16 protein-coding genes and 2 tRNA genes are annotated in these 17,858 nt (G+C 68.1%); 5 read left to right on the forward strand and 13 right to left on the reverse strand.

Features of this window, described 5'->3' with window-relative positions:
* Positions 1-55: 55 nt before the first annotated feature.
* From BC102111_RS06530 to BC102111_RS06565, 8 genes are all read right to left on the reverse strand, one after another.
* On the reverse strand, positions 56-292 hold the full coding sequence (locus BC102111_RS06530; protein ID WP_101623862.1) for a hypothetical protein: 237 nt from the start codon (positions 290-292) through the stop codon (positions 56-58).
* 427 nt (positions 293-719) lie between these two features.
* Positions 720-2,006 (reverse strand): MFS transporter, encoded by a 1,287-nt coding sequence (locus BC102111_RS06535; RefSeq protein ID WP_101623863.1) that lies wholly within the window; start codon positions 2,004-2,006, stop codon positions 720-722.
* A gap of 15 nt (positions 2,007-2,021) precedes the next feature.
* Positions 2,022-3,308: an ATP-dependent Clp protease ATP-binding subunit ClpX gene (clpX, locus tag BC102111_RS06540; RefSeq protein ID WP_009375390.1), complete on the reverse strand. Its 1,287-nt coding sequence runs from the start codon at positions 3,306-3,308 to the stop codon at positions 2,022-2,024.
* A gap of 272 nt (positions 3,309-3,580) precedes the next feature.
* A complete protein-coding gene (locus BC102111_RS06545) occupies positions 3,581-4,222 on the reverse strand; it encodes an ATP-dependent Clp protease proteolytic subunit (protein WP_040340976.1) in 642 nt (213 codons plus the stop codon).
* A gap of 26 nt (positions 4,223-4,248) precedes the next feature.
* Positions 4,249-4,845 carry an ATP-dependent Clp protease proteolytic subunit gene (locus BC102111_RS06550; protein ID WP_009375387.1) on the reverse strand — a complete coding sequence of 199 codons (597 nt, stop codon included), beginning with the start codon at positions 4,843-4,845 and terminating at the stop codon, positions 4,249-4,251.
* Between the two features lie 238 nt (positions 4,846-5,083).
* Positions 5,084-6,436, reverse strand: coding sequence for a trigger factor (tig, locus tag BC102111_RS06555; RefSeq protein ID WP_009375385.1), 1,353 nt, complete (start codon positions 6,434-6,436; stop codon positions 5,084-5,086).
* 204 nt (positions 6,437-6,640) lie between these two features.
* The gene (locus BC102111_RS06560) at positions 6,641-7,975 is read right to left on the reverse strand and encodes a glycoside hydrolase family 15 protein (RefSeq protein WP_101623864.1); all 1,335 of its coding nucleotides are present in this window, start codon (positions 7,973-7,975) and stop codon (positions 6,641-6,643) included.
* Positions 7,976-8,128: 153 nt separating this feature from the next.
* Positions 8,129-8,202: transfer RNA gene (locus BC102111_RS06565), tRNA-Gly, on the reverse strand.
* A gap of 126 nt (positions 8,203-8,328) precedes the next feature.
* On the opposite strand from BC102111_RS06565, the gene BC102111_RS06570 reads away from it, so the two are divergent.
* Positions 8,329-8,402: transfer RNA gene (locus BC102111_RS06570), tRNA-Pro, on the forward strand.
* A 120-nt stretch (positions 8,403-8,522) separates the two neighbouring features.
* Positions 8,523-9,761, forward strand: coding sequence for a PQQ-dependent sugar dehydrogenase (locus BC102111_RS06575; protein WP_095375855.1), 1,239 nt, complete (start codon positions 8,523-8,525; stop codon positions 9,759-9,761).
* Positions 9,762-9,847: 86 nt separating this feature from the next.
* Here BC102111_RS06575 and BC102111_RS06580 read toward each other — a convergent pair whose 3' ends face one another.
* The 3 genes from BC102111_RS06580 to BC102111_RS06590 all read right to left on the reverse strand — a co-directional run bounded on the left by BC102111_RS06580 (position 9,848) and on the right by BC102111_RS06590 (position 12,188).
* Entirely contained in the window at positions 9,848-10,960 is a 1,113-nt protein-coding gene (locus tag BC102111_RS06580; RefSeq protein ID WP_009375379.1) for an alcohol dehydrogenase catalytic domain-containing protein, read from the reverse strand.
* A gap of 37 nt (positions 10,961-10,997) precedes the next feature.
* On the reverse strand, positions 10,998-11,471 hold the full coding sequence (locus tag BC102111_RS06585) for a ribose-5-phosphate isomerase (protein ID WP_009375377.1): 474 nt from the start codon (positions 11,469-11,471) through the stop codon (positions 10,998-11,000).
* A gap of 111 nt (positions 11,472-11,582) precedes the next feature.
* Complete coding sequence (locus tag BC102111_RS06590; protein ID WP_009375375.1) at positions 11,583-12,188, reverse strand: mycothiol-dependent nitroreductase Rv2466c family protein; 606 nt, start codon at positions 12,186-12,188, stop codon at positions 11,583-11,585.
* Positions 12,189-12,353: 165 nt separating this feature from the next.
* Here BC102111_RS06590 and pepN point away from each other — a divergent pair, with 165 nt between their 5' ends.
* Genes pepN through BC102111_RS06605 form a run of 3 tightly spaced genes read left to right on the forward strand, consistent with a single transcriptional unit; the run spans position 12,354 to position 16,577 of the window.
* Positions 12,354-15,014, forward strand: coding sequence for an aminopeptidase N (pepN, locus tag BC102111_RS06595; protein WP_095375854.1), 2,661 nt, complete (start codon positions 12,354-12,356; stop codon positions 15,012-15,014).
* Positions 15,015-15,027: 13 nt separating this feature from the next.
* On the forward strand, positions 15,028-16,176 hold the full coding sequence (locus tag BC102111_RS06600) for a mechanosensitive ion channel family protein (protein WP_063249749.1): 1,149 nt from the start codon (positions 15,028-15,030) through the stop codon (positions 16,174-16,176).
* Positions 16,173-16,577: a globin gene (locus tag BC102111_RS06605; RefSeq protein ID WP_063249748.1), complete on the forward strand. Its 405-nt coding sequence runs from the start codon at positions 16,173-16,175 to the stop codon at positions 16,575-16,577. The genes BC102111_RS06600 and BC102111_RS06605 overlap by 4 nt, the downstream gene beginning before the upstream one ends.
* A gap of 64 nt (positions 16,578-16,641) precedes the next feature.
* On the opposite strand, the gene BC102111_RS06610 is transcribed toward BC102111_RS06605, so the two are convergent.
* Together BC102111_RS06610 and BC102111_RS06615 are read right to left on the reverse strand one after the other, a co-directional pair.
* Positions 16,642-17,301, reverse strand: a complete 660-nt coding sequence (locus tag BC102111_RS06610) for a DUF8185 domain-containing protein (RefSeq protein WP_095375853.1) — start codon at positions 17,299-17,301, stop codon at positions 16,642-16,644.
* Positions 17,298-17,831, reverse strand: a complete 534-nt coding sequence (locus BC102111_RS06615; protein WP_095375852.1) for an acyl-CoA thioesterase — start codon at positions 17,829-17,831, stop codon at positions 17,298-17,300. The genes BC102111_RS06610 and BC102111_RS06615 overlap by 4 nt, the downstream gene beginning before the upstream one ends.
* Positions 17,832-17,858 lie beyond the last annotated feature (27 nt).

The following is a 17,858-nucleotide window of genomic DNA, read 5'->3' on the forward strand; positions in this document are numbered from 1 at the left end:
CAACCTGGTGGGACTCGCTCCGCCTCTGTCGTGCCAAGCGGCATGTATCGGACAGTCAGCCGTGCACGGAGTGCCTTTCCGCCCTGTATCTCAGAACGCCATCAATGGCGAGGACAACGGCTCCTCCGACGACGATGAGAACAGGCACCACAGCGCCCATGGGGCTGTTCATTGCGAGCAGCCATCCGAGCAGAGCGAGCGGTATCAGCACCAGCACTTTGATCCCGAACTTCTTGAGGTGCTCGTTCCTGAGCTCGCCGCTTGACAGGGATTCCTTCCGATCGTGAGTCATACGCACCTCACCTCCTTGATCGCTTTGTGCCGGTCATGGACAGCGATTCACCCGGTAGGCTGACCGGCTGACGCGATGTGCGCAGGGCCGATAGCGAGGGAGAGTGCGGCAACTGCTGCCGTAGCTGCGAAAAGCGTCCTTGGAAGTGTCATTCCTGTCCTTTCTTGTGAGGTGTTATGCACCAACGACGCTACATCGATCATTGCCTGCTGGCGGCCCTGTTAAGGAATTGATGAAATATCGACGTCTCATGACAATCGCGCACATCCGCGGGCTTGTCAGGAAAGCGGAGATCTCACCAGCATTGGTTCCACAGGAACGTAATATATCCGCGACCTTCTCATCGATTCGTGTTCGGATATCGCTGTACATCAGCGTTGCTTCTCGCGTCGTCACCCCGAGGCGCACGTCCCCGCGGGGACGTCGGCTACGCCACGGTGCGAAGGTCGTCCGGTCCCCCGCGGTCGACGCTGTAGCGGCGGAACGCCGGGAAGACCGCAGCGCAGATGAGGACGAGGACGATGACGGCGATGCCGCCTCCCGCCGAGGCGATCGTCGTGTTCGTCGCCTCTGCCGCGTAGCCGTGGAGGATGTCCGCGATCCGCGGGCCACCGGCGACGACGACGATGAAGACGCCCTGCATCCGTCCGCGCATGTCATCGCTCGCCGCCTCCTGGAGCATCGTCGAGCGGAACGCCGCGGAGATGATGTCGGCTCCCCCGCCGAGGGCGAGGCCGAAGAGGGCGACGATGAGAGCCGCCGTCCAGAAGCCGGAAGCGAACTCGAGTGAGAAGCCGAAGATCCCTATCGCCGCACCCCAGACGAGGATCGCGACGATGACCGCGAGGCCTTGGCGTTCGACTTTCGACACCCACCCGGAGAAGATGCCCGCCAGAGCACTGCCCGCGGCGAGTGCGGCGAAGAGGAGGGAGAAGACGATGCCGCCTTCCGGGGGCCCGCCGAAGGTCTCGGTCGCGATCTGCGGGAACAGTGCTCGCGGCATCCCGAAGACCATGGCGATGACGTCGACCAGGAGGGAGACCATGACGACGGTGTTCGTCCCCAGGTAGCGGAAGCCGTCGACGACGCCCTTGAACCCGGAGCGCGTGTCCGGCTGCTTTCCTGGGATGAGCGCGGGCAGTTTCACCACGGCATAGAGGGTGGTGGCAAGGAAGAGCGCGTCGAGGATGTAGAGCATCTGATACCCGAAGACCGGGATGAGCGCTCCGCCGATGACTGGACCGGCGACCGCTCCCAGGGTCGCGACCGTCATGTTGAGCGAATTCGCCGCCGGCAGGAGCGCGAGCGGCACGATCGTCGGCAGCAGCGCCCCTCGCGCCGGCTGGTTGAGACCGAAGAAGGCCTGTTGGAGTGCGAAGACGCTCAGCAGCAGCCACACATTGTCGATCCGGATGATCGCGAGCACCGCGAGCAGGGCGCTTGTGACGATGAGGCCGGCAGTGGAGACGATGAGGAGCTTGCGCCGATCGACGACGTCGGCGAGCGACCCGCCCCAGAGACCGAAGACGATGAGGGGAACGAGACCGAAGACCCCGCTCAGACCCACGTACCCGGACGAGCCGGTGATGTGGAAGATCTGGGCGGGGATCGCGACAACGGTCATCTGCGCCCCGAGGACGGTGACGATGTTCGCCAGCCACAGCCGGCGGTAGTTGTCGTATCTGAGCGGTCTGGTGTCAGCGAACAGCTTCATCTGCGCGTGACACGCTCAGGCAGATTTCTTGCGCGTCCGCGTCTCTTCCCGAGGAACGAGGGTGGGGGCGACATTGCTCTCGACGACGTCCTTGGTCACGACCACCTCGGCGACGTCCTCACGGGAGGGCACGTCGAACATGATCGGCTGGAGGACCTCTTCCATGATCGAGCGCAGTCCGCGCGCACCCGTGCCGCGCAGGAGCGCGAGGTCGGCGATCGCCTCGAGGGCCTCGGTCTCGAAGCTGAGCTCGACGTTGTCGAACTCGAACATCCGCTGATACTGCTTGACCAGGGCGTTCTTCGGCTCGGTGAGGATCGACATGAGTGCTGCGCGGTCGAGGTTGGAGACCGTGGCGAGGACAGGGAGGCGACCGATGAACTCGGGGATGAGGCCGAACTTGAGGAGATCCTCGGGCAGGATGTCCGCGTAGAGGTCCTCGTCGTCGTTCTTCGACTGGAGCAGCGCTCCGAAGCCGATGCCGTGCTTGCCCTTGCGACCGGCGACGATCTCCTCCATCCCGGCGAAGGCACCGGCGACAATGAAGAGGACGTTCGTCGTGTCGATCTGGAGGAAGTCCTGGTGCGGGTGCTTGCGTCCGCCCTGCGGCGGCACGGAGGCCTGCGTGCCCTCGAGGATCTTCAGCAGCGCCTGCTGCACGCCCTCACCGGAGACGTCACGGGTGATCGACGGGTTCTCGGACTTGCGGGCGATCTTGTCGATCTCGTCGATGTAGATGATGCCGTGCTCGGCGCGCTGGATGTCGAAGTCCGCGGCCTGGATGAGCTTGAGGAGGATGTTCTCGACGTCCTCGCCGACGTAGCCGGCCTCCGTGAGCGCGGTCGCATCGGCGACGGCGAAGGGGACGTTGAGACGCTTCGCGAGAGTCTGGGCGAGGTAGGTCTTGCCGGACCCGGTGGGACCGACGAGGAGGATGTTCGACTTCGAGATCTCGACGTCGGACTCGGACGACCCGAGCGTCTTCGCATCGTCACTGCCTTGGAGAGCGCGGATGCGCTTGTAGTGGTTGTACACGGCGACCGAGAGGGCCTTCTTCGCCGGATCCTGTCCGACGACGTACTCGTGGAGGAAGTCGAAGATCTCCCGCGGCTTGGGCAGTTCGAGCTCGGCATGGTCGGCCGTCGACTCGCTCAGCTCCTCTTCGATGATCTCGTTGCACAGGCCGATGCATTCATCGCAGATGTACACCCCAGGTCCGGCGATGAGCTTCCGAACCTGCTTCTGTGATTTGCCACAGAAGTTGCATTTGAGCAGATCTGCTCCGTCCGCACTGCGAGCCACTGTCACAACCTTTCGCCAGGGCACTTGGCCCCAACTCTACCGCTCGTGTTTCCTGTACCTCAATAGCTTCCCACATGACACTGACACAGTCCCTGCGCGGTGTCACACGGTGTGTCGTCACGTCCCGGGCGCCCGGGGCCGACACGCCTGGTCGGACGGTATGGTCCGACCGTGCGCGGACGACGAACGGGCCCGGGCGATCAGTGATCGCCCGGGCCCGCTGCGAGAGTGCTCGGACTCCCCGGCGGGAGGTCAGACTCCCCTGCGGGGAATCAGACTCCCTTGCGGGAGGTGAGCACCTGGTCGACGAGACCGTAGTCCTTCGCCTGCTCGGCGGTGAGGAAGAGGTCGCGTTCGATGTCGTTCGAGACCTGCTCGGCCGTCTTGTTCGAGTGGTTCGCGAGCGTCTGCTCGAGCCACTGGCGCATCCGCAGCACCTCGGCGGCCTGGATCTCGATGTCCGAGGCCTGCCCCTGTCCCTGGCCCTGCATCGAGGGCTGGTGGATGAGGACGCGGGCGTTGGGCAGAGCGAGGCGCTTGCCCGGGGTGCCCGCGGCGAGCAGCACTGCCGCGGCCGAGGCTGCCTGGCCGAGGCACACCGTCTGGATCTCCGGCTTGATGTACTGCATCGTGTCGTAGATCGCGGTGAGCGCGGTGAACGAGCCGCCCGGCGAGTTGATGTAGAGGGTGATGTCGCGGTCGGGGTCCTGCGATTCGAGGACGAGCAGCTGCGCCATGATGTCATCGGCGCTCGTGTCGTCGACCTGCACGCCGAGGAAGATCACGCGATCCTCGAACAGCTTGGTGTACGGGTCCTGGCGCTTGAAGCCGTAGGGCGTGCGCTCCTCGAACTGGGGCATGACGTACCGTGAGACCGGCATCTGGCCCGCGGCCCCGCCTGGCATGAGATTCATCGAGTTCATTCTTCCCTGTCTTCCCGTCAGTTGTCGGTGACTTCGGACGACTGGGTCACGACATCGTCGATGAAGCCGTATTCGAGGGCCTCCTCGGCGGTGAACCAGTGGTCGCGGTCGTTGTCTTTGAGGATCTGCTCGAGCGACTTGCCCGTCTGCTCGGCGGTGAGCTCAGCCATCTGCTTCTTCATGTGGAGGATGAGCTCGGCCTGGATCTTGATGTCCGTGGCCGTTCCTCCGATGCCGCCGAGCGGCTGGTGCATGAGGATGCGCGCGTGCGGGGTCGCGTACCGCTTGCCCTTGGCGCCGGAGGAGAGCAGGAACTGACCCATCGAGGCAGCCATGCCCATGGCGACGGTCGCGACGTCGGGCTTGATGTACTGCATGGTGTCGTAGATCGCCATGCCCGCAGTCACCGAGCCGCCGGGCGAGTTGATGTAGAGCCAGATGTCGGAGTCGGGATCCTCGGCTGCCAGCAGCATCATCTGCGCGCAGATCGCGTTGGCGTTGGAGTCACGCACTTCCGAGCCCAGCCAGATGATCCGCTCCTTGAGCAGACGGTTGAAGATGTGGTCGTCGAGGCCCATGCCCCCACCGGCGTCGAGGCCGACGGGCGCTGTCATGTCGTGTGCGCTCACGTTTCTCTCCTGATTGGTCGTGATCGGTTGCTATGGACTCTAACTGGTCGGCAGTCCCTTTTAGTCCCCCCGCTCACCCGTGTTCGCCCTCAGCGTGATACGGGGGTGATCCAGTGTGCGCGGGTACTCCGCCACCGCCTCGGCGAGGGGTGTGAATGACGAAACGGCGGGCCCGGGTCTCCCCGTGCCCGCCGTCGCACTCACTCGCCGAGGCGGTCAGTGGTCACTTCTGCTCAGCGTCGTCCGCCTCGTCTGCGGCAGGTGCCTCGTCGTCGGCTGCGTCGTCAGCGGACTCCTCGGCGGGAGTCGTGAACTCCTCCATGTCGACGACGTTGCCGTCGGTGTCCTTGACGACCGCGCCGGCCAGTGCCGCCGCGAGCGCCTTGCGCCGGGAGACCTCGCCGACGAGGGCGTTGACCTGGCCGGAGTTGTCGAGCATCTGCGCGAACTCGTTCGGGTTCATCCCGTACTGCTGCGAGGCGGAGATGAGGTATTCGATGAGCTCGGGCTGGGTGACCTCGACGTTCTCGGCTTCGGCGATGGCGTCGAGGACGAACTGCGTGCGCAGGTTGCGCTCGGTCTCCTCGGTGACCTCGGCGCGGTGCTCGTCGTCGTCGACCCGGTTCTCGGACTCGAGGTGGCGCTCGACCTCGTCGGCGACGATCTTGGCCGGGACCGGCACGTCGACGGCGGCGATGATCGCTTCGAGGACCTTGTCACGGGCCTCGGCACCCTGGGCGAACTCCTTCTGCTTGCCGGCCTGGACCTTGAGGTCCTCACGGAGTTCGTCGATCGTGTCGAACTCGCTGGCGAGCTGGGCGAAGTCATCGTCGGCCTCAGGCAGCTCGCGCTCCTTGACGGCCTTGAGGGTGACGGTCACAGCACCGGACTCGCCTTCGTGCTCGCCGCCGGCGAACGTCGTCTCGAACGTCGTCGACTCCTCGGCGGAGAGGCCTTCGAGGGCCTCGTCCATGCCCTCGAGCATCGTGCCGGCGCCGACCTGGTAGGAGATATCGGAGGCCGAGTCGATCTCCTCGTCGTCGATCTTCGCGACGAGGTCGAGGGTGACGAAGTCATCCTTGGCGGCCGGGCGGTCGACAGCGGTGAGGGTGCCGAAGCGCGAGCGCAGCTGCTCGAGCTCGTTCTCGACGTCGGCGTCGGTGACCTCGATGGGGTCGACCTCGACGGTGATCGAGTCGTAGGCGGGCAGGGTGATCTCGGGGCGGACGTCGACGTCGACGGTGAAGACGAGGTCGCCGTCCTCGGTGCCGTCGAGGCCGGGGACCTCGGAGATCTCGACCTCGGGCTGGCCGAGCGGCTTGAGGTCGTTCTCCTCCACCGCGTCACGGTAGAAGCCGTCGAGTCCGTTGTTGATCGCTTCCTGGATCACCGTCGGGCGTCCGATGCGCTGGTCGATGATGCGCGCGGGGATCTTGCCCTGCCGGAAACCGGGAACGGTGACCTGGGCACCGATGGTCTTGTAGGCCTCGTCGACGCTCGGCTTGAGTTCGGCGTAAGGGACTTCCACGCTGATCTTGACCCGGGTCGGGTCGAGTTGCTCGACAGAGCTCTTCACAGTGTGACCTTTCAGAATCGACAGTCATGCTCGGGGTCGGCACAACCCTGCAGGGCCATGGGACCGGTGAGTGGACGGACATGGACCATGTCCGCGCAATGCAGTCACCCATCCTACTTGACCCGAGCGCCAAAACACGAAACCCGCCGAGGCGGCCGGACCCGGGTTCGCGCCCGGCGCAATCGCCGGTGCGGACAGCCCCACTCAGCCGCGGAGTGCGTCGAGGGCGAGGACGACGTTCGCGGCCGTCCATGCCAGCGGCGCCACGGAGACCGGAGTCCCCTCGCCGTCGACCTTCTCCGGCAGCGAACCGGACGCGGTCCGATGACCGGCGAGCCAGTCGAGGACCGCCTCAGCGCGGGCACGCTCCCCCAGGCGGGCGTACGCGAGGGCGAGCAGGGAGGTCGACGGGGTCCAGCTCGCGTCGTCGAGGATCCAGCCGGTCCCCGGTCGGATGCCGCCTGCGGGCTGCCGCAGCCGCTCGCCCATCCGGTCGAGAGCCGCGGCATCGACGAGGTCGGGTCCCATCCCCGCAGCGGGCAGGTAAGCCGCCGCGGAGTCGAAACCGCCGGAGCTCGGATAGCGCTGCAGTCCTCCGGCGCCGAAGGTGCGGGCGAACGTCTCCGCGAACGCTTCCGCGACCGCTGTCCTCTCGCCGAGGCGCTCGGCCGTGCCCGCGTCACCGAGGGAGGTGAGAGCGCGGAGTCCGATGAGGGTGGGCGCGGCGATGCCGAGGGTGATCCGGCCCTCCCCGACCTCCCAGTAGTCGGGTGAGACGGGTGGCAGGGTGCGACCGCTGCCGGTGAGCTCGTCGAGCAGCGTGGCCGAGCGGTCGATCATCGGCTCGAGCTCGGAGAGTGAGCGCGCCGGCGCCGGTGCGGGCGTTTCGGGTTCTGAGGCGGCGGCCACCTCGGCGATGGACCAGAGGACGAGACCGACGGCATCGAGCTGGGGCGCACGGTCGTCGGGGACGGACCCGGTCTCCGGGTCGTAGCGGGCGGCGAACCATCCGTCCTCACCCTGGAGGGCCTGGAGGTGGCGCAGCTGGCCCCACGCGAGCTCCGCATGCCCGACTGCGGCAAGGGCGGCGGCGACGAACGCCGTGTCGCGCGGCCAGATGTAGCGCCACGCCCCTGACCAGCTCGCCACCGGTCCGGGCAGGTCGTCGCTGAGGATCCAGAGGTCGAGGAGCGCGGAGACGGCGAGGTCGACGAGGCGCTCGGGAACCTTCGCGAGCCACGGCGCGGCGACGGCGAGAAAGTCGCGTTCGCGTTCGGCGGCCGCACGGGTGCCGGTTCCCGGCAGGACCCGGGAGCGCGGCGGCAGGTCGCGGGCGGCCGCAGAGGTGAGGGCGGCGCGTTCGTCGTCGGAGACGTAGGCGGCGGCCACCGAGCGGACGGGATCGGACTTCTTCAGGGACTCGATCCGGGCAGGCAGCCCCGGGGCGGCGAGTCCGATGCCGAAGAGCCCGGCTCCGGTGAGGGCCCCGGTGAGCACGCGGCGGCGCGCAAGGGGACGCTGGGCGGATCCGGGGGCCATGGATGCCTCTCTGCAGGAGACGACGGGCGCGGCACGGGCCGCCGCGACGAGTGACCGGGGTGGGCGTCAGACTATCGCGCGGAAGCGTCGGCGGACCAGAGCAGAGCGTCCGGGAATGCAGAAACCGGCCGGACCAGGTGGTCCGACCGGCGGTGGAGGGGATGACGGGAATCGAACCCGCACCATCAGTTTGGAAGACTGAGGCTCTACCATTGAGCTACATCCCCGTGCTGCGAGTATGACTATATCCGAGGTCCTCACCAGCCGCCAAATCGCCCTTTCGTGACGTGTCTCACCCACCGCCGCAGACATTGGGCAGAGGCTGTGCGGGTGTGATTAGATTGATTCCGTCGCGGGATGTGGCGCAGCTTGGTAGCGCATCTGTTTTGGGAACAGAGGGTCGCAGGTTCAAATCCTGTCATCCCGACGATGTGAGCCGTTCGGACCAGAGGGTCCGGACGGCTCTTCTCGTCGCGATCCGGGGTCTCGCCCTGCGGTGGGTTCGTCGGCGACAATGGTGTTCCGACCACCCGGGAAAGGACCCGCGATGGCGCCTTCGTCCGCATCTCCCCGCCCCCTCATCTCCACGACACGGTTGCGCACCTCCACGACACGGCCCCGCACCGGCGCGCTGAGCAGAACCCGCTCTCGCTCCGGCAGCACCGCGCCGACACGATGCGCCGCCCTCGCCACCGCTCTCACCCTGGTCCTGTCGGCCTGCACGACTCCGAACTCCGACCGAGGGTATGGCCCCGAATCGGCGCCTGCCGACGGTTCGACTTCGGCGGACCCGACCGCCTCGGCGGGGGCCCCGGACATCGCCGAACCGGAGACCGTCGTCGAGGGACTCGCCGCCCCTTGGTCGATCGCATTCGCCGGCGACGTCGCGCTCGTCAGCGAACGCGACTCGGGGCGGATCCTCGAACTCACCGAGACGGCTCCCGCTCAGGCGCGCGAGGTCGGGACCGTTCCCGGGGTTGCCGCCGCCGGCGAAGGCGGTCTGCTCGGCCTCGCGACAGCCGAGGACTTCCTCTACGCCTACTTCACCGCGGCCGAGGACAACCGGATCGTGCGCTTCCCCCTCGACGGCGAACCCGGCTCATTCGCCCTCGGCTCCCCCGAGGTGCTCCTCGACGACATCCCGAAGGCCGGCAACCACAACGGCGGGCGCATCGCCTTCGGCCCCGACGGCAAGCTCTACGCGACGGTCGGCGATGCCGGCGACCGCGAATCCGCGCAGAACCGCGAGGCGCTGTCGGGGAAGATCCTCCGCCTCGACCCCGACGGATCGGTGCCCGAGGACAATCCTTTTCCCGGCTCCCCGGTCTACTCCTTCGGCCACCGCAACCCGCAGGGCATCGCGTGGGACGAGACCGGACGGATGTTCTCGAGCGAGTTCGGGCAGAACACGTGGGACGAGCTCAACATCATCGAAGCCGGCGGCAACTACGGCTGGCCGGACGTCGAGGGCATGGCCGACCCCGGCGAAGGGTCGGACTACATCGATCCGGTGCAGCAGTGGTCGACCGGCGAGGCGAGCCCGAGCGGCATGACGATCACCGGAAACACGATCCTTATCGCCAACCTCCGCGGAGAGGTTCTGCGCGAAGTGCCGGTCTCCGACCTCTCCCAGTCCCGCACCCGCTACCAGGGCGAGTACGGACGCCTCCGCGATGTCGTCACCACCCCCGACGGACAGCTGTGGATGCTCACGAACAACACGGACGGTCGCGGAAGCCCAGCACCGGGCGACGATCGAATCCTCCGGATCCCGCTGCCGGACTGACGGCGCCGTCGCGATGATCCCGTCCGGATCACCGCGTGACGTCGATGACCTGCCGCCTCACGCCGTGGCGTCGATGCCCGGTCGACTCACCGGGTGAAGTCGATGACCTGCCGGATGACGCGCCCCTCGGCGAGGGCGTCGAAGGCCGTGTTGATCTCGGAGAGCGCAACGGTGTCGGAGATGAGCTCCTCGACCGGCAGCTTCCCCTCCCGCCACAGCTGCGCGTAGATCGGGATGTCCCGGCTGGGCACGGCCGAACCGAGGTAGGACCCGACGACCGTGCGGGCCTCGGCGGTGAGCGTCACCGGGGTGATGCGGGCTTCCGCGTCCGGGGAGGGCAGGCCGACGGTGACCGTCGTCCCGCCGACGGCGGTGGCCGCGAATGCGGTCTCGAACGCGCGCGGATGACCGACGCATTCGATGACGATCGGGGCCTTCCGCTCCCCCAGGGTCTCGGGAGTGTACGCCTCGACGGCTCCGAGTTCCTTCGCAGCCTCGAGTTTGTCGGGGTTGGCATCGACGCCGATGACGCCGGCGGTCTCGATCGAGAGCGCCGTGATGAGGGCGGCCATCCCGACCCCGCCGAGGCCGACGATCATCACCTCGTCCTCAGGTCCGGGGGCTCCCGCGTTGAGCACGGCCCCTCCGCCGGTGAGCACCGCACAGCCGAGGACCGCGGCGATCGGGGCGGGCACATCGTCGCCGACGGGCACGAGGGAGGCCCGGTTGACGACGGCGTGCGTGGCGAACACGGAGGCGCCGAGGTGGTGGAGCACCTCGGCGCCCTTCTCGTCGTGGAGGCGAACCCTGTGTCCGTCGAAGGGCAGGGTGCCGGCCGCGTTCGTCGCGCTGCCGGGGATGCACGGCAGCTTGCCGTCGGTGAGGCAGTTGGCGCACACCCCGCAGCGGGGCAGGAAGACCGTGACGACCTGCTCGCCGATCTCGAGGTCGTCGACCCCCTCGCCGAGGGCCTCGACGACGCCAGCGCCTTCGTGACCGAGGAGCATCGGCAGGGGCCGCGGGCGGTTGCCGTCGACGACGGAGAGGTCGGAGTGGCAGACCCCGGCGGCGGTGAGCCGGATGCGGACCTCGCCGGGGCCCGGGTCGTCGAGGTCGAGCGGTTCGATCGTCAGCGGCCGCGAGTCGGCATAGGGCTGCGGGCGCCGCATCTCCCGCAGCACCGCCCCCTCGATCCTCATGACCGGCCCCTCACACCGGCCCTCGCGCCCGCGATGTTCACAGCCCGGCCTGACCGTCGTCCTCGTAGGCGGCCATGATGCCGATGCGTCGCGAGTGCCGCTCGTCGCCGGAGAACGGCGTGGTGAGGAAGGCATCGACGATCGCCAGCGCCTCGGCCTCCGAATGCTGGCGGGCTCCGACGGCGACGATCTGCGCATCGTTGTGCTCGCGGGCGAGCTTGGCGATCTCCGGATTCCAGGCCAGTGCCGCCCGCGCCCCGGTGACGAGGTTGGCCGCCATCTGCTCCCCGTTGCCGGAGCCGCCGATGACGACGCCGAGCGAGTCGAGGCCCGCCGCCCGATCGTCGACGACAGCCTGGGCGGCGGCGATGCAGAACGCCGGGTAGTCATCGAGGGCGTCGTACTCGAGCGCACCGTGGTCGATGACCTCATAGCCGGCCTCGCCGAGGTGGCCCTTGAGGATCTCCTTGAACTCGAACCCAGCGTGGTCGGTTCCGAGGTGGACCTTCATCATGTTCCTTTCGTTCCCGGCCTGGCCGGGGTGCGGGTCCCGGGCTGTCCGGGCTGCGGTGGTTCCCGGGAGTCCCCGGGAAATGGACGCCGCCCCTGGGCGGCGGTCTCGTCAGTCGAAGACGGGACCCTGGTCCCGGGTGCGCTTGAGCTCGAAGAAGCCCGGCGTCGAGGCGACGGCGAGGACGCCGTCGAAGAGGCGACCGGCATCCTCGCCCTTCGGAGCGGGCGTGACGACGGGACCGAAGAACGCGGTGCCGGCGACCCGGCAGACCGGGGTGCCGACGTCGTCGCCGACGAGCGCGAGCGCCTCGTCGTGGGAGGCCTGCAGGGTGGCGTCGTAGTCGTCGCGGTCGGCGTAGTCCATCAGGGAGGCCGGAAGATCGAGCTCAGCGAGCGCCTCGGCGACGGCCTTGTCGAAGTCCTTCTCCCCACCGGGGTGGATGCGGGTGCCGATCGCGGTGTAGAGCGGTTCGGCGATCTCCTCCCCGTGTTCGGCGATCGCCGCTGTGACCACGCGCATCGGTCCCAGGGTGCGGTCGATGAGCTCCCGGTAGTCTTCGGGCAGCTCACGATCCCGGTTGAGGATGTTGAGGCTCATCGGGTGGAAGCGGACGTCGACATCGCGGACCTTCGCGACCTCGAGGGCCCACCGGGAGGTCATCCACGCCCAGGGGCACGCCGTGTCGAACCACAGGTCAAGGGTCTCTCTGCTCATTCTCACTCCTCGTTCTCAGCGGCGGCGGGGGCCGCAGCGGCCTCCGCGATCTCCGAGGCCAATCTACCAAGTCGGCGCCCACCCGTCCCATGGGTCCGCGTCACCGGGCGTCCATGACAGAATGACGAGAAACACACCCGGACCCGATGCGGAGGTCGCCAGCCAGTGCCCCAGTACAACCTCACCCGTGAAGAAGCCAGGTCGCGTTCGTCCCACATCACCGTGCAGAGCTACGAGCACACCCTCATCCTCACCGGGGTCGGCGAGTCCTTCCGCGTCCGGTCCCGGATCCGGTTCACCGCCGATCCCGAATCCGAGACCTTCATCGACGCGATCACCGCAAGCGTCGAACGCGTCCAGCTCAACGGGCTCGACCTCGAGATCGGCGAGGTCGTCTCCCCCTCCCGCATCACCCTCGCCGGGCTCGCCGCGGAGAACGAACTCGTCATCGACGCGCACTTCTTCTACATGAACACCGGTGAGGGCCTCCACCGCTTCGTCGACCCCATCGACGACGCGGTCTACCTCTACTCCCAGTTCGAGGTCCCCGATGCTCGCCGCGTCTTCCCGGTCTTCGAGCAGCCCGACCTCAAAGCGCCGTTCTCCTTCACCGTCATCGCCCCGGAGCAGTGGACGGTCGTCTCGAACTCTCCGACCCCGACCCCTGGGGACCCTGCGGAGATCCTCTCCGACCTCGACGCCGAGGAGGCCGCGGCCGAGGACATGGCCGTGTGGCAGTTCGCCCCGACCACCCCGATCTCGTCCTACATCACCGCGATCGTCGCCGGCCCCTACCGCAGCGTCCACTCCGAGCTCGTCTCCTCCGACGGACAGCCCGTGCCGCTCGGGCTCTACTGCCGTGAGTCCCTCTTCGAGCACCTCGACGCGGAGAACCTCTTCGCCGTCACCCGCGCGGGCTTCGAGTTCTTCGAACGCGAGTTCGGGGTGCCCTACCCGTTCGAGAAGTACGATCAGCTCTTCGTCCCCGAGTTCAATGCCGGGGCGATGGAGAACGCCGGTGCGGTGACGATCCTCGAGAACTACATCTTCCGCTCCCGGCCCACCGAGGCACTCGTCGAGCGCCGCACGGTCACCGTCCTCCACGAGCTCGCCCACATGTGGTTCGGCGACCTCGTGACGATGCGCTGGTGGAACGACCTGTGGCTCAACGAGTCCTTCGCCGAGTTCATGTCGACGCTGGCCACGGCCGAGGCGACGAAGTACTCCGATGCCTGGACGACGTTCGCGACGATCGAGAAGTCCTGGGCGTACCGGCAGGACCAGCTGCCGAGCACCCACCCCATCGTCGCCCCCATCGAGGACCTCGCCGACGTCGAGGTCAACTTCGACGGCATCACCTACGCCAAGGGCGCCTCGGTGCTCAAGCAGCTCGTCGCCTGGGTCGGCCGCGCCGAGTTCTTCGCGGGCCTGAAGACCTACTTCGACACGCACGCGTGGTCGAACACGGAGCTGGGCGACCTGCTGCGCGAACTCGAGGCGACGAGCGGGCGCGACCTCACGACATGGTCGAAGCTCTGGCTCGAGGAGTCCGGGGTCAACCTCATCGAAGCCGACGTGGCCTACGGTCCCTCCGCCGACTCCGGCGCCGAGGTGGTCGAGCGGCTCACGGTGACCCAGAAGCCGTGGGCGATCGAAGGACAGCCGGAGCCGTCCCTGCGCCCGCACCGCCTGGCGATCGGCTTCTACTCCGACAACGGCGAGGGGCGCCTCGTGCGCACTCACACCTTCCCCCTCGACCTCGACTCCGCCGAGGCGGACGTGCCCGAGGCCGTCGGTGTGCCCCGGCCGGCAGTCATCGTCGTCAACGACGCCGACCTCACGTATGCGAAGGTCCGGTTCGATGCCGAGAGCTTGGCGACCGCGACGGCACGGCTGTCGGACTTCGACGACTCGCTCACCCAGCTCCTCGTGCTCAGCACGCTGTGGGACGGGGTGCGCGATGCAGAGATCCCTGCCCGGGACTACATCGACACGCTGCTGAGCCACCTCGCCGCGATCACCCACTCCTCGGGCCTGCTCACGCAGATGCGTCAGCTCGAGACCGCGGTCGGGGCCTACCTGCCCCCGGCCGAGCGCGCGGAAGCCCACACGCGCATCGCCGACCGCCTCGGCGAGCTCTTCGAGACGGCCCCTGCGGGCACGGACCAGGCGTTCCAGTTCTTCCGCGGGATCATCCGCCATGCGGAGTCCGAGGAGCAGATCGAGACGCTGCGCACGTGGCTCGACGCGCAGGAGGTCGGAGGCATCACGATCGACACCGATCTGAGGTGGGAGCTGCTCATCGCCCTGTCCAACCACGATGCGGTCGACGAATCGGCGATTGCGGACATGGCCGCCGCCGATCCCAGCGCCACCGGCCAGCGGCAGGCGGCGACGGCCCGGGCCGCTCGGGCCACTTCGGCGGCGAAGTCGAGCGCCTTCACCCGGATGATCGACGAGATCGAGATGCCGAACTCGGAGCTCGGAGCGCTTGCGGCCGGGTTCGCGATGGGACTGCAGACCGGTGACGGGGAGCTCATCCCCGCCGAGGCGCCGCTGCAGGACTTCGCGACCGAATATTTCCAGCGGATCTCCGGCTGGTGGGAGACCCGCACGCTCGAGATGGCGCAGACGATGACCCTGCGGCTGTTCCCGCCGGCGAGTGCGCAGACCGTGGCCGCGGCCCGGACCTGGCTCGAGGAGCACCCGGCCGCACCGAAGGGTCTGCTGCGGCTGATGCGGGAGAACCTCGCCGATGCCGAGCGGGCGCTTGCGGCTCAGCGGACGTCCAGCGACATTGAGGACCTGTCCAAGAACAGCCGATAGGGTCGATGGCATCATGACACCTGACTCACTGCAGACCACCCTGCTCTCCGCCGCGCAGATCGACTGGAGCTTCCTCCTCGACGTCCCGCTGCGGGTGACGATCGTCATCGTCGGCGCCCTGCTGCTCAACTTCCTCATGCGCATCGTCATCCGACGGTTCGCCGCGAGCGTGGCCAAAGGCACCGTCGACAGTTCGAAGCCGAACTCGCGCTTCTCCACCTCGGCGATGGAGTCGCAGTTCACCGGCATCGATCAGGCGACGATCCGGGAGAGACGGGCACAGCGAGCGGAGACCGTGGGGCGGATGCTCTCCTCGGTGACGTCGATCGTCATCGCGATCGTCGCCGGCCTCATCGTGCTCAGCGAACTCAACTTCAACGTCGGCCCGATCCTCGCCTCGGCCGGCATCGCCGGTGTCGCGATCGGCTTCGGCGCGCAGGCACTGGTCAAGGACTACCTGTCCGGGTTCTTCATGGTCATCGAGGACCAGTACGGGATCGGCGACTCGGTCGACCTCGGCGAGGCGATCGGCGTCGTCGAGGACGTCGGACTGCGCACCACCCAGGTCCGCGGCCTCGACGGCACCCTGTGGCATGTGCGCAACGGTGAGATCCTCCGCGTCGGCAACCAGTCCCAGGGCTGGGCGCGGGCCGTCCTCGACATCCCCATCGCCTACAACACCACGGTCGCGACGTACGCCTCGGTCATCGAGGACACGACGAAGGAGATCGAGAAGGACCCGGAGATCGCCGACGCCATCCTCGAACCGCCGGAGATCTGGGGCGTCGAGTCCCTGTCGGCCGAATCGCAGGTCATCCGCACCGTGCTCAAGACGAAGCCGAACCAGCAGTGGAAGGTCGCGCGCGCCTTCCGCGCCGAGCTCAAGCGGCAGATGGACCGTCGCGGCATCCACATCCCGATCACCCAGGAGACGGTCTTCCGCACCCTGCCCGACCCGAGCGAGGCCGTGCGGATCAAGTCGATGGACGATTCGGTCACCGACGCCGACGCGCACGAGAAGAAGTCGCACCGGGAGTCCGCCGACGACGATGGTGCCTCGACCGGCGACGCCGCCCAGCACGCTGCCGGCGCGGGCGCTGCCGGGGCGGGCGCGAAGGGGACCTCCACCGGGGACGGTCCACGGACGGGAAGCAGGAGATGAGCCAGGACACGAGCGCGGACACGATCTTCGCAGCGGTCGGCGGTCACGAGACGTTCACCCGCCTCGTCGACGCCTTCTACGCCAACGTCGCCGCCGATGAGCCGCTCATCGCGATGTACCCGGAGGGCCACGAGCTCACCGGCGCCAAGCACCGGCTGCAGATGTTCCTCGAACAGTACTTCGGCGGGCCGACGACCTACCAGGAGGAGCGCGGCCACCCGCGGCTGCGGATGCGCCACTTCCCGTTCCCCATCGACTTCGACGCCCGCGACCGCTGGCTGCGGGCCATGCGCGCGGCCCTCGACGAGGTCGCGCTGCCCCCGCTCTACGACGAGCTCTTCTGGGACTACTTCCAGCGGGCGGCCACCGCGATGGTGAATACGAACAGCACCGGGGCCTGAACAGGTCCGGCATCATCGCGATCGTCGGGTGAGCAGGTGACCGCCGCTCGCGTGGGCGAATCCCTCAGCCCGCCTTCCGGGTGAGCAGGTGACCGCCGGGGGTGACGAGGCGCAGCCATCCTGAGCTCTCCATCACCGGGACATCCGCCTCGGCGCCCGGCGGAACGAACCGCAGGCCGTCGGCCGCGAACGCGAGCCCGCTCGGCAGGGCCGTGCCGCCGGCAGCCTCGATGGGCCGGGACCACACCGAGGCCCGCAGGGCCTTGACCGCATGGGAGCCCGCGCCCTCGGGGGTGCCCTCCCCCACCTCGGCGATCCCCGCCTCGGCGGCCGACCTCAGCTGTTCCGCGGTGACAGCGTCCGTGTTCTCCCACGGCCCTCGGGGCGGGGAGATGCCCGCCCAGGAGACGAGCATCGTCGTCGGCGGCAGCGGCACAGCGGTGCCGCCGTCCTGCCGGGCGAAGCGATCGGTGAGGCCGGCGAGGGGGACGACCTCGTCGAGGCCGTCGAGTTCCGGGCTGGCCAGCTGCTGCATGCGCATCGCGAGCACGAGCGGGGTCGAGTCGCCGATGCCGTGGGGGTAGAGCGGGGCGACCGAGACGACGAGGACGGACGAGACGACCTGGAGGCGCATCGCCCCGTCCCGGTCGAGGCGGTGGGCAAGGGACGTGAACGCGACGAGGTCGCGCAACGCCATCTCATCGGCGATCTCCAGAGTCGTCATCGCCGCAGGCTCCGCAGTCGGACCGGTTCGCGCACGACGCCCGAGAGTTCCGCGGCCTCCTCCTCCGTGAGGCGGCGGGGTCGTCCCGTGGTCCGGTCGACGAAGGCGATGACGGTCTCGGCGACGGTGTAGACCCGCGAACCGTCGGGTTCGACGACGACATAGCCGATGGTCACCGAGGCGGGACTGACATCGCTGATGACGAGGTCGACGGCGATCGGGCCGGGACGGTAGCCGATCGGGCTGCGGTACTCGACGGCGTGCGAGACGACGAGGAGTTCGGTCGTCGCCGAGGCCGCCCCGAAGACCTCGGGCATCGGAATGCCAGAGACCACCTCGGCGGCACCGGGGGCGGCGACAGCGTCGCGGCTCTGCGTGGGCGAGCCGAGGGCACGCACGCGGGCTTCCTCGAGCAGCTGCATCTGGGTGACGTTGTTGACGTGCCCGTAGGCATCCATGTCACCCCATCTCAGTTCGAGGAGGACCCTGGTGCAATCGTCGAGAAGGGGATTCGTGGTGCCGTTGTGCATGTGTCCATGATGCCATCTTCGATCGCC

Origin of the sequence: Brevibacterium casei CIP 102111 (genome assembly GCF_900169275.1) — a bacterium.
Classification (GTDB): Bacteria; Actinomycetota; Actinomycetes; order Actinomycetales; family Brevibacteriaceae; genus Brevibacterium; species Brevibacterium casei.